At 43.7% G+C, this 12,686-nt stretch carries 12 protein-coding genes and 1 riboswitch; of the genes, 11 read left to right on the forward strand and 1 reads right to left on the reverse strand.

Features of this window, described 5'->3' with window-relative positions; genetic code table 11:
• The first annotated feature begins 19 nt into the window (after positions 1-19).
• The 5 genes from AC2TF5_RS10875 (at position 20) to AC2TF5_RS10895 (ending at position 4,104) form a co-directional block, all read left to right on the forward strand.
• The gene (locus AC2TF5_RS10875) at positions 20-553 is read left to right on the forward strand and encodes a hypothetical protein (protein WP_491302171.1); all 534 of its coding nucleotides are present in this window, start codon (positions 20-22) and stop codon (positions 551-553) included.
• Positions 554-914: 361 nt separating this feature from the next.
• On the forward strand, positions 915-1,790 hold the full coding sequence (locus AC2TF5_RS10880; RefSeq protein WP_491302172.1) for a M23 family metallopeptidase: 876 nt from the start codon (positions 915-917) through the stop codon (positions 1,788-1,790).
• A gap of 219 nt (positions 1,791-2,009) precedes the next feature.
• Entirely contained in the window at positions 2,010-2,354 is a 345-nt protein-coding gene (locus tag AC2TF5_RS10885) for a PadR family transcriptional regulator (RefSeq protein WP_491302173.1), read from the forward strand.
• 3 nt (positions 2,355-2,357) lie between these two features.
• Complete coding sequence (locus AC2TF5_RS10890; protein WP_491302174.1) at positions 2,358-3,365, forward strand: hypothetical protein; 1,008 nt, start codon at positions 2,358-2,360, stop codon at positions 3,363-3,365.
• Positions 3,366-3,642: 277 nt separating this feature from the next.
• Positions 3,643-4,104 carry a hypothetical protein gene (locus tag AC2TF5_RS10895; protein WP_491302175.1) on the forward strand — a complete coding sequence of 154 codons (462 nt, stop codon included), beginning with the start codon at positions 3,643-3,645 and terminating at the stop codon, positions 4,102-4,104.
• Positions 4,105-4,163: 59 nt separating this feature from the next.
• On the opposite strand, the gene AC2TF5_RS10900 is transcribed toward AC2TF5_RS10895, so the two are convergent.
• A complete protein-coding gene (locus tag AC2TF5_RS10900) occupies positions 4,164-6,161 on the reverse strand; it encodes a S9 family peptidase (RefSeq protein ID WP_491302176.1) in 1,998 nt (665 codons plus the stop codon).
• A gap of 234 nt (positions 6,162-6,395) precedes the next feature.
• On the opposite strand from AC2TF5_RS10900, the gene AC2TF5_RS10905 reads away from it, so the two are divergent.
• From AC2TF5_RS10905 to AC2TF5_RS10930, 6 genes are all read left to right on the forward strand, one after another.
• Entirely contained in the window at positions 6,396-7,196 is an 801-nt protein-coding gene (locus tag AC2TF5_RS10905) for a Cof-type HAD-IIB family hydrolase (protein WP_491302177.1), read from the forward strand.
• A gap of 67 nt (positions 7,197-7,263) precedes the next feature.
• Positions 7,264-7,626, forward strand: a complete 363-nt coding sequence (locus AC2TF5_RS10910) for an MmcQ/YjbR family DNA-binding protein (protein ID WP_491302178.1) — start codon at positions 7,264-7,266, stop codon at positions 7,624-7,626.
• Between the two features lie 132 nt (positions 7,627-7,758).
• Positions 7,759-7,938 (forward strand): hypothetical protein, encoded by a 180-nt coding sequence (locus AC2TF5_RS10915; RefSeq protein WP_491302179.1) that lies wholly within the window; start codon positions 7,759-7,761, stop codon positions 7,936-7,938.
• 58 nt (positions 7,939-7,996) lie between these two features.
• Positions 7,997-8,074: riboswitch (ZMP/ZTP riboswitch) on the forward strand.
• Positions 8,075-8,144: 70 nt separating this feature from the next.
• Positions 8,145-8,993, forward strand: a complete 849-nt coding sequence (locus tag AC2TF5_RS10920) for a bifunctional 5,10-methylenetetrahydrofolate dehydrogenase/5,10-methenyltetrahydrofolate cyclohydrolase (protein ID WP_491302180.1) — start codon at positions 8,145-8,147, stop codon at positions 8,991-8,993.
• A 29-nt stretch (positions 8,994-9,022) separates the two neighbouring features.
• Positions 9,023-9,298, forward strand: coding sequence for a hypothetical protein (locus tag AC2TF5_RS10925; protein WP_491302181.1), 276 nt, complete (start codon positions 9,023-9,025; stop codon positions 9,296-9,298).
• Positions 9,299-9,826: 528 nt separating this feature from the next.
• Complete coding sequence (locus AC2TF5_RS10930) at positions 9,827-12,685, forward strand: Na+/H+ antiporter subunit A (RefSeq protein ID WP_491302182.1); 2,859 nt, start codon at positions 9,827-9,829, stop codon at positions 12,683-12,685.
• The last annotated feature ends 1 nt before the right edge of the window (position 12,686 follow it).

Genomic DNA, 12,686 nt, shown 5'->3' on the forward strand with positions numbered 1-12,686 from the left:
GAGAGAAGGGAGAAGTTGTATGAAACGCAATTTACAGCATGTTCCGTACGGCTTCGAGCCACCAAAAGAAGGAGCTAAAGGAACCTTAATTTATTATGATACGTTTGGCGATACCCGGGAAGCGGATCTGAATACGGCACTTGAACTGCTGAAAAGCCAGTCTTTTGCCAAGTTGGTTCTATATCCACTTCATGAAGAGACCGTGAAACGGATGTCGAAGGAGCCAGCCAGTGCATTTTATAAGCGGGAAAAGCCGCTGATTGCATGGACAGACGAGTTAAACCATGGCAGTGTCGTTGTGGAGTCATGGGAAGGGAAACGGAAGAAGTATACCCCGATTGATGCGGCGCTTCGTCATCTGACTGAGAAATATCCGGCACCGTATTTTATTTATATGTCGCCGGAGATGGCTAATGTTTTCGCTTCCTTTTCTTCATTTGAGGAATGGATCGTCAAGTTGAGACTTATATTGTCGTCGAAGCCGGAACAGGTTCATTTGCGCCTCGAGAAGTTCAGCCATCGCTGGGATTCAGTTGAGGAAATACAAGCATGAAATAGCTAGAAATATTATAGAAGCAATGATGTAACGAAAAGAGCGAGTTTGAGGGTCATATCCCCACCAACACTCGCTCTTTTTCTTGTAATGTTGCTCATTTGATCAGATTTTTATTCTGAGGTTCTTTTTGTTGCCCGATAAAGACTTATGTCCTTCTCTCTAGGTACCTTAACAGCCGCTTAACATGCTTACGGGTAATTTTGAAAAATTCAATGTCTGTTAAGATTGTGTTTTTGCTGCCATAAGGTCCTGAGCTTATACTGATCATATAGATATGAGAAAGCGTCGGATTGGAGAATAATATAAAAAATACAAACATTCAATCCGGCAATAAATTTTTACGATGGGGGATATGTTTATGTTACAAAAGGTATTTATAGAAGATATACCCGCTTTAATAATGATAGGGCAGCACAGCCAAATCTATCAGAACATGAGTGAAGAACTTCAATCCATTGTAACTTTTGACCAATTCAAGTCGATGAGCGACGAATACATACAAGGTGTAATTTCATTTCAGGTGGATTTGAAGAGTAATTTCGATGGAATCACAACACTGAACTGGATCGACAATAGTGGTTTGAAGGGGATTCAAGCTGCTATGGATGGCTCGGGGACGATAGTCGGCCTTTTGTTGTGTCCGCTTGAAAGGTTTCCGGAGACCGATCAACAACAGACCGAGACGACATTCAAGCTTCCTTTTCGAGGGGAGTGGTTTGTGTTTTGGGGAGGCCATCACGTGATGAATAACTATCATTACGAACATGAGAGTCAGCGTTATGCTGTGGACTTAGTACAGATGAAGAATGGGTACACATATCAGGGTGATCCAGTGCACAATGAGAGCTATTATGTGTTTGGTCAAGATATAATAGCCGCAGCTGAAGGCAAAGTCCTTATGTCAGAAAATGATATAGTGGACAATTCCCCGGTAGGTGTTACGAACGAGGATCAGCCTATGGGTAATTACGTAATTATTGATCATGGGAATAGCGAATACAGTATATACGCCCATCTGAAACAAGGTTCTGTGATAGTGAAAGCGGGAGATCAGGTGAGCCAAGGCGATCTGATCGGATTATGCGGCAATTCAGGTAACTCCACGGAAGCCCACTTACATTTTCAGGTATCGGACAATCCTGATCTTTTTGAAGAAGGGTCGATCTCCTTGAACATTAAGTGGGAACAGGAAGCAGTTGTTATACGGGGCAATACGTTAGATGGTGGGAAGTAGACCGCGATCAGAAAGATAGCGGAATAAAATGATCACAATAAGCTGGTGCCGATAATAAATCGGGCCAGCTTTTTTAATAAGGACAATTTTTCGACCACTGTTAATGCGACGCGTTATGGTGTTCTGGGAACTTTCATAAAATATATTATGCGAGATATGATATTTGTATATTTACAATAGTGTGTGACATACAGTATGATAACCATAGGAGTTGATCATATGACTGAAGTGAATGAAATCATCAATGGTTTGATGCAGGAGCTGCGTCGAGGAACGATTATTCTCGGTGTTCTAAGTCAACTGTCAGAGCCCCAATACGGATACTCACTCGTATCCGTTCTGGAGGAAAAGGGGATCAGTGTAGATCCCGGAACATTGTATCCGCTCCTTCGCAGGTTGGAAAAGCAACAACTCTTAGAAAGTCAATGGGATACTAACGAAGCACGCCCGCGAAAATACTATTCACTTTCCCCTTTAGGTCAGGTAGTGTACCAAGAGCTTTGTCTGGAATGGAGAAATATGATCAGCAGTCTGGAAGGCTTAATTGACCATGGAGGAGGATAATAAATGGAGCTCATTAAAAAGTATGTTTATGCGGTAACACAAAAGCTGCCTGCGCAACAAAGATTGGAAATTGAAAAAGAATTGACGGGTCTGATCGAAGATATGCTGGACGAACGGAGTCATGGTAGGCCGGTGCAAGACAGCGACGTGGAAGAAGTGCTGCTTGAACTCGGTGATCCATCTGTCTTGGCAGATAAGTATCGGGGGAAGGAACGATACTTAATCAGTCCAGAACGGTTTGACCCTTACCTAGCTGTACTCAAGATTGTTTTGTTTTCGGTTGTGATAGCGATAAGCGTCGGATTTGTCATCGAATTATTTATGGGAACGGTCAATATTGCAAAACATATTTCAGAATACTTGGCTTCCTTGCTTTCCGTAAGTATTCAGGGCTTTGCATGGGTGACAATCGTGTTTGCGCTGATTGAACTCCGGGGAGATCGCCCTTCAGATAACAGAGATGGTGCGAAGAAGAGGTGGAAACTATCTGATTTGCCATCCATCCCTGATCCCAAAACCGTAATTAAGCCGATTGAGCCCATTATCGGAATTATTTTTTCAATTGTATTTCTTGTGTTGTTTACCTATTGGCTAAATCTGGTAGGCGTAACTCGGATCAGTGACGGACAGTCTACGATCATACCTGTGTTTAACGAAGAGGTGTTTCGTAAATACATTCCGTTTATTTGGGTGCTAGCAGCGATTGGTATCCTTAGGGATTGTATGAAAATGATTACGAGAAAGTGGACCCAACAAATCGTTGTCTTTCATCTGTTTTTTAATGTAATGTCTCTGATTCTAACCTTGTTCATGTTTACAGACGTATCCATTTGGAATCATCATTTTATGAATGAGCTGGTGCAGGCAGGTGCTATTACAGAAGGCAGTGAGGGTTTCCAAACGGTTAGTACGATCTGGGAGCGTTCTAGGGAAGGGCTTATTTATGTCATCGCACTCATTACAGTAATTGATTCCATTGCAACAGGTATGAAGCTTTACCGCATTAAATGATCGATCCATTAAGAATATGGGTAAAAAGGTAAAGGCCTCTTCGTCAAGAAGGAGGCCTTTTGTTTATTTTGCAGGACTATTAAATCACTTCATGGGACAAATACTTATAATTGAGATCAATAAAATTCATTAAAGCAAGAATATTTCCGAAAAATAATTGACAAAAATGTGGCTTGAATGTGTCTAAATTATGTACAAAGGTGGTATAATAAGGTAAGATGTTTTGTAAGCACTTTCATTTAATGAGTTTATTTACAGAGATTGGAGTGTATTTATTATGAACTATCAAATCAAATATGCCACCCGTATGAAAGAAGTTATTTTCGTTTCCTTGGTGTTCAGCATTATCATGTTTCAGATCGGGGTCTGGTCCCAACAATCGTTCCCGGTGCTGTTCTACGCTCAGATGGCAGTGAACGTCATCATGGTGATCGCACTCATTGTAGAAATATACGCCAGAATGGTAAGACGCGGTGTTGAAATTCAAAGCGATTCTAATGTAATTCGTATTCATGGAGAGATTATAAAGGCTGAAGACATTGAGGTTATCCGGGTTTCAGGCTGCCGAAGTGCAGCATTCGGCTTTAAGCTGAAGGGGAAGAAGAGACCGTGGGTTCGGAGCACATTTAAATTTATGGATGCCAATTGTGAAGGAATCCGTGAAATTTTAAAATGGGCCGAGTCACACAACATTGAGGTTCTTAAGATCGGACCTCAATCCCCAATGGTTAATGTGTAGATCAGACGCATTTAAAAAGACTTTGACCCGTAGTAAAAGCGGTCAAAGTCTTTTGTGTTCTAGCGATCAATATGTTCTACAAACCAGCGGACGATATGGCTTAATCGTCTTACACGAAGGTGCGGGTTACCGATTCGGGATAAATTGTGATCTGCCCCAGGAAAACGGACGAATTGAGTTTCCTTGCCCAGTCGTTTTAACGCCACAAACAATTGTTCACCTTGCTCAATCGGGCAGCGCAGATCCTGCTCGCCATGAAGGATGAGCAGAGGTGTGTGAATATCTTTTACATAAGCGATAGGGGAATGCTTCCAGAGCTTCTCTAGATCATCCCAAGGGTTGCCCCAAATTTGATCTTCCGTGAAGTAATATCCAATATCACTTACCCCGTAAAAAGATATCCAGTTCGATATGGAGCGCTGAGTAACGGCTGCTTTAAAGCGGTCCGTATGTCCAACAATCCAGTTAGTCATGAAGCCTCCGTAGCTGCCGCCCGTTACACCGAGGCGTGTTTCATCTACATAAGTGTATGTCTTCAGTACATAATCCACTGCTTCCATGAGATCCTGATAGTCTCTTCCGCCGTAATCACCGCGGACCGTATTCACATGAACCTGTCCGTAGCCATGACCACCTCGGGGATTCGTGTAGAACACAGCATAACCTGCAGCAGCTAGCAGCTGGAATTCATGCATAAAGGTATGGCCGTACATTACTTGAGGACCACCGTGAATTTCCAAAATGGCCGGAACCTTAGAGCCTTCTTTGAAATTTGCAGGCTTCATCATCCATCCCTGAATCGGCCAGCCGTCTGAAGTTTCAAACGTGAACACTTCCGGTTCGCTGAGCTCAAGCTCTGCCCATAACTCTTCATTGCAGCGGGTCAAGCGGTTCTCTTCACTGTTGGTTCGGTTGTATGTAAACAAATCACCTGGCTGCAAAGGATCTGCGGCTGCAAATACGATGTTCTCGTCATGTGTTAGTGCAAACTGGTAAATCTCACGATCCCCGCTGACCTCCACATGATGTTCCGAACCATCCAATGCAAAGCGTCCAATATGAACACCGCCATTACGGCTGAGCTGTACATAGACATACCGCCCATCTTGGCTGAACAAAGGTGCTGTTCCGGCTCCAGAACGCATATCGCTGACACAGCTGTGACCGAGCTGAACATCAATATCATCGTATAGTGCGCGATATGATCCGCCGTGTGTAGGTATCAGATAGATTCTGGTCAGAGTAGCAAATCCATGGGACAAGTTATCTGCCAGCATGAGAATGGAATTTCCATCCGGTGTATATGTTATGGAATCAATCGATAATTTTCCGTCCGTCATTTGTCTAGTCGACTTGCCTTCACGATCTACGATAAACAAATCACTCGTAAGCCTTAAATCAGGATTCTGATAATCATCGGATGAAATTTTAGCAGTATAGGCAATATCTTGTCCATCCGTTGACCAGGCAAAGGAAGATACATCAAAAGTTCCGGAAGTAAGTTGAGTGCAATGCTCCGTTGAGAGGTCCCACAGGAAAAGATGACTTCTACGGCCGTTCCACAACCCACCGCCATCGGCTTTAAATTTAATGCGATCTATCGTTTTTTCCTCAGGCATTTTAGGCTGATCAGCTTTTTCGTTTTCAAGTTCCAGTTCTTCCCCATCAGCTGTTTCAGCTTTGAGCAGTAAAGATTCTCCATCTGGAGACCATTTAAATGCGCTGACTCCATGCTCAACATTCGTGATTACGCGAGCTTCGCCGCCATCAGCGGGAATGATCCATACTTGTCGTGCGTCTTCATGTTTTCGAAGAAAAGCGATATGGGAACCGTTCGGTGACCAAGCTGGAGCAGCATCTTGTTCTCCCGCCGTAAAAGGAATATCACGGCTTCCGTCTGCATCCATCAGGCGAATATGGGAGCGATAACCGTCATGTTTATCGCTGACTGTTTTTGAGACGTACGCTATCGCGCCGCTCTGTTGAGAGACGACCGGATCATTCACCCAGTGCATACGGTGCAGGTCTTCGGCGGTAATGACACGTTTTTCACTCATGCTAAAATCCCCCTAATCAGATATGTGTGGATAAATTAAAATAATTACTATCCCACATTATCCCAGAGAAAAGAACAAAAATCCATCCATAAGTATAGAAAAAACCAGCTGATTAATTAGCAGCTGGTTAATTATGAGGTATTCAGAAAAAAATGTCTAATGTGTTTCCTTGACCTGAAATGCTTTTCATGAATTATGCTTCATAGGTGACAGAAATATGAGGAGGAAATAAATATGGACAAAAAACTAGTTTTTTTTGATATAGACGGGACTCTATTGGACCATGATAAAAAGGTGCCCTTGTCAACAAAGGAAGCGATTCATGAATTAAAAACAAACGGACACGAGGTTGCAATTGCGACAGGACGCCCACCGTTTCTGTTCAAGGAGCTGCGGGAAGAGCTAGGCATCGATTCTTATGTCAGTTTAAACGGTCAGTATGTTGTTTATAAAGGAAACGTAGTTTACAGCAATCCGATCCCGCCTGAGGTTCTTCATTCACTTAATGAATATGCTATAAGCTTGGATCAACCTATCATTTACACCAGTGAAGAAAATACGAAAATGAATATGACTTACCATAAGCGCGTTGAAGCTAGTTATGCCCCGCATAAAATACCTGTACCGGGATGTGATCCCGATTACTATTTGGGCAGACATATTTATCAGGCGGCTCTCTTTTGTACTGAAGAAGAAGAGTCAGCATATCTCGTGGAATATAATGATCTGCTCCGACTTGTGCGGTGGGATGAAGTGGCCGTTGACGTGATTCCGACCGGGGGCTCCAAAGCAGTTGGAATTGAGAAGTTTATTCAGCATCTCGGTTATTATAAGCGGGAAGAGGTTATTGCTTTTGGAGACAATCTGAACGATCTGGAAATGCTGCAGTTTGTTGGCCATGGTGTAGCAATGGGAAACGCTGACCCAGTGGTCAAGAAAATAGCCAGATATGTAACAAGCGATGTGGATCAGGATGGCATCATGCATGGACTTCGACAGCTCGGTTTACTATCCGTTGATAGAGCTGTATTGTAGCTCTATTTCCTACGTCCTTTGTACATGTTATATTTAGGTAAAATGAAGGATGAAGGAGAGAAATCTCGTGCATAGCCATCTAATAACATACTGTCTAACCCAAAAAGGAGCTGTAGAAGACTACCCGTTCGGTCCATCTCCGCTCGTCATAAAGGTCGGGGGTAAAATGTTTGCGCTGATCTCCAAATCTGAAGAGAACGGGTTTACCCATATAGCATTAAAGTGTGATCCGGTAATCGCTGAGAATCTTCGGGAACAGCATGCTGCCGTTCAGCCTGGCTATCATCTGAACAAGAAACATTGGAATACGGTCATCTGTGACGGCTCCTTAACGATTTCAGATTTACAGGATATGATTGATCACTCCTACGAGCTGGTATTTAAAAGTCTTCCGAAATCTATGCGTGATTCTATTTGTGAAGCGGTATGAATTAGAGTATCGCATGTTTGACGTCATGCGTTGATCGGCTCGGGCATAGGTTCAAAAGAGATATGTAATTTTTATCCGTGCGCATAGTATAATGGACGAATCAGGAAGTGAAGAAGCGAGGAGTCATTCATTATGCTTAAAGGTTGGAAATTTTCTGTGCTGGGTATTGTTATCGTTGGAATTACCGCAGCGGTTGCGCCTCAGTTCGGACTGATTGACTATGGAAGATCTGTTCCTTTGTTCATTTTATTCGTTTTATTTGTAGCGGCGCTGGAAGTCATGGACCGGCTCGGCAAGCGAAAAAAAGATTAATAATTTCATCTGCAATTAAAGGTGCGCCCCTCACCAAAACGTGATATATTAAGAAAAAGTCACTATGTGTAACTGGCGTAACATGGAATACCATGAGGGAGCACATAGATAACAGCCGTACGCCTGGGCAGAGGTAAGGAGATTCCATAGGATCTCCTTACCTCTTTGTGTTTCTAAAAACATAAATTGTCGAAAGGGCTGATCACATGAGCAAGGAAACGTTGATTTTGGATGGCAATCAAGTGGCGAACAGCATAAAAGAAGTATTGAAAGTACGTGTGGAAAGGTTGGTTCAAGAAGGGACAACACCTTGCCTGGCGACGGTCCTCGTCGGAGATGACCCTGCTTCAGAGACGTATGTCCGTATGAAGGGAAATGCATGCAAGAGGCTGGGGATTGACTCTAAACGTGTGGTATTGGATCAGATGACTTCTACTGAACAGTTAATTAATGTAATAAAAGAGCTGAATAACGACCCTTCTGTACATGGGATTTTGCTGCAGCATCCTGTACCGCATCACATTGATGAGCGGGCTGCGTTTGAAGCTATTTCGATTGAAAAAGACGTAGACGGTGTAACGATGCTCGGTTTTGCTCAAAATGCGTTTGGCCAGGCCCTTTTCCCATCCTGCACACCTGCAGCGATTATGGCAATTATGGATGCTTACCACATTCCGATTGAAGGAAAGCATGCGGTTGTCGTTGGAAGAAGTCCGATCCTCGGTAAACCGGTATCTATGATGCTTTTAAACCGGAATGCAACGGTAACGATTTGCCATTCCAGAACGCAAAACTTGGATCAACTGGTGTCACAAGGTGATATCGTGGTGGCAGCGGTCGGAAAACCAAACTTCATACAGGGAGATTGGATTAAACCGGGTGCTGTTATTATGGATGCCGGTTATAACGAAGGAAATATAGGAGATTGCGATTATGAAGCTTGCTTCCCGCATGCGAGTGCGATTACTCCTGTTCCAGGCGGAGTAGGACCTGTTACGATTGCAACACTGCTAAAACATACGGTTGATGCCGCTGAAAGAACGTTGAATTCATAAGTTTGAGTATATTTATAAGGAGGGCGAATATGGAGTGGTTAGCTGTACAGCCCTATTATAAGATTCAAAGGGAAGTTGGAAGTACGGAACAAATGACATATGAGGATAACCGAACGTTATATTTGTATCGCGATAAGATCGTAACCCATTATCGTGAATTTCCCATTGCTGATGTGTTTGATCTGTCTTACCGTCAGATGGGGGAGGCAGGGGGATTTTTATACCTGCATACAAAGCTTGGAGTTTATTCGTACACCGTTAAGGAAGACCCATCAGGTTTTATTGAAGCTTTTAAAAGTTTATAAACAATGAAGGCCATCTGGCTTTATTTATGTGTTGTGTTCGGAGAAAATTAGTCAGTCGGACGTTGAATTATCCGGATGTATTCACGTGGGCCAAAGAATTGGGCTCCTACATCCGTTTCCTTTGCGTTGATTGTGTTTATATTATACTTGGGACTGTGTGGTGCATACTTGGGTTCAGGGTAGTACACCTGGCTGACATGCCTGTTCAGCATAGCGGCACCCAACACAAGAAAAGCGAATAAAACACAGCATACTATAATCTTTCGGACGATCATTCTAATCACTCCTCACTTATGAGTGATGCCCATTTTATGTGTTTTCATTCACAATACCTTTGACAAAGCGTTATTCATAGGCTATACTGATTCACAGTTTGAGACGTGTTTACTTTTGAATTAATAACTACATATGGAAATAACCGGAGGAGCCTGCCAACAGCAGGCTCTTTTTGCGTTTTTTTGGTCTTACGAATTTTGGATTGGTAATACTGAGGAACGACTAACATATTTGGGTTAAGGAGGAATCAACTTGTCGCTGCTTCATGCCGCCATTATGGCACCTATTATTTTTGCCGTTCTGGTACCTCTTATTTACAAGTTTACGAAACGTATTCACACAGGATGGTTTGTCCTTCCTGTACCGGTCATCTTATTTGTTTATTTCCTAAACAGAATTCCTTCTGTACAGGAAGGTGAGGGAGTGCTCTCAAGCTTACCGTGGATACCTTCCTTGGGCATCAATTTTTCGGTATACCTTGATGGGCTCAGTCTTTTGTTCACCCTGTTGATTACCGGAATCGGTTTACTTGTCATCCTATATTCCGTCTTTTATATGGATAAGAACAAGGAAGCGGTTCATCGGTTTTATGTATACCTGCTTCTGTTCAAGGGTGCGATGCTTGGTGTCGTTTTGTCCGATAATGTGATGGTTCTTTACGGCTTTTGGGAGTTGACGAGCGTTTCATCCTTTCTGCTGATTGCTTTCTGGTATTCCCGGGAACGGTCAAGATACGGAGCTCTGAAATCGATGCTCATTACGGTATTCGGTGGTCTTGCCATGTTTACCGGTTTCCTTATGCTTTCCATAATGTCCGGAAGCATGAGTGTAAGGGAGATCATTGGTCAGGTCCCTGAAATAACAGACCATACCTTATTTATCCCCGCCATGATTTTGATTTTGCTTGGCGCCTTTACGAAATCGGCTCAATTTCCGTTTCATATTTGGCTGCCGGACGCGATGGAAGCACCGACTCCAGTCAGCGCCTATCTTCACTCGGCAACAATGGTTAAAGCAGGGCTTTATTTGGTTGCTCGCTTTAGTCCGGTGTTTGCCGGGCAGGCGGAATGGTTCTGGCTGGTTACAGCTGTCGGTCTTACTACGTTGATATACGGATCCATCCGGGCCATTAAACAGACGGATCTAAAGGCACTACTTGCGTTTTCAACGATAAGCCAACTCGGTCTGATTATGAGTTTGCTCGGGCTTGGCTCGGCTGCCGCTTTTTATTCCGGGAGTCCCGAATCTCTGATTTACACGAAAGCAACGACAGCCGCTATTTTTCACTTGATAAACCATGCTACGTTTAAGGGTGCGCTGTTTATGGTGGTTGGTATTGTCGACCACGAAACTGGAACGCGTGATATCCGGAAGCTTGGTGGTCTGATGGCACTGATGCCAATCACCTTTACGGTAGCTGCCATTGGAGCTTTCTCTATGGCCGGGTTACCGCCGTTCAACGGATTTTTGAGTAAAGAAATGTTCTTTACGGCCGTTCTCCATGCAACGGAAATGGATTTCTGGAATGTACAGACTTGGGGCGTACTCATTCCTGTTGTGGCTTGGATCGCGAGCGTATTCACATTCCTGTACAGCATGATTTTGGTGTTCAAGACTTTCACAGGCAAACTGCAGCCGGCCAAGTTGGATAAGAAGCCGCATGAGGCGCCGCTTGGAATGCTGATACCGCCAGTGATTTTGGCATCACTTGCCGTTGTATTCGGTTTGTTCCCAAACCTGTTGTCCTACTCACTTATTGAACCGGCGATGGCTGCCATTATGCCAGATATGCTCGCACCGGGTGAAAAATTTATGGTGAAGATCGACTTCTGGCACGGCTGGACAACCGAGATTTTTATGACGATAGGCATTATCGTACTGGGTACGATTCTGTACAAGCTTTATGGGAAACTTCGTGTGCTTAATCGCCCATTATTCAACCGTGTTACGTTCAACCAGCTTTACGACCGTGGATTAACTTCTCTTGAACAGGGCGGGAGAAAGCTGACAAGCAGCTATATGACCGGGTCTATTCGGCACTACATGATTTATATTTTTGGGTTCATGATCTTACTTTTAGGATACGCCATGGTGTATTCGGATGGGATCAAGATTAATATTTCACAATACGCTCCGATATCGTTTTACGAATCGATCGTCATTATCGTGCTTATGATATCAGTTTTGGCGCTTCCATTTGTCCGCTCACGTCTAGTTGCTATCATTTTGACAGGTATGTCAGGTTATATGGTCACATTGTTCTTTGTATTGTTTCGGGCGCCGGATTTGGCTCTTACACAGATGGTTGTGGAGACTGTCTCCGTCATGCTGTTCCTGCTGTGCTTCTATCATCTGCCGAAACTCAAGAAGGAGCATGTTCCTCTGAGATTCAAATGGACCAATGCGCTAATCTCGATCGGTGTAGGTGTTGTGATAACACTCATTGCTTTAGGAGCAACCAGTGACAGAATGTTTGAGCCTATTTCAGACTTCTTCTTGAAAGAAAGCTATACGTCAGCCGGAGGTAAAAATGTTGTCAACGTCATTCTAGTAGATTTCCGTGGATTTGATACGATGCTAGAAATCACGGTGCTATGTATTGCAGCTTTGGGTATCTATGCCATGATCAAGATCGATCCGGGTGATGCTATTCTCGGGCAACGGGAGATGAGATTGGATATCCTCTTACCGAAAAGCAACGACGTAATACTGAAAACGATCTCGAAAGTGGTCATCTTTATCATCTTGACGTTTGCGCTTTATTTATTCCTTGCCGGACACAATAGCACAGGTGGAGGCTTCGTCGGGGGATTAATGACTTCCTCAGCGTTAGTGCTACTTTCGATGGCGTTTGGTATGAATGTAAGCCAGAAAATGATCCCGGTAAACTTCAGAACGGTCACGGCTATAGGCCTTCTTTTCGCGTATTTTACAGGCATGGGATCCTTCCTGTTTGACATGCCGTTCCTCAGTCATGCTTTCGGCCATTTTGAACTGCCGCTGCTGGGAGATACTGAGCTTGCTACCGCTCTGCTGTTCGATACGGGTGTATATTTGGCTGTTGTAGGGGTCACCATGACGATCATTTATTCAATTGGGAGGGACAACTAGC

The organism is Paenibacillus sp. JNUCC 34 (assembly GCF_058269055.1).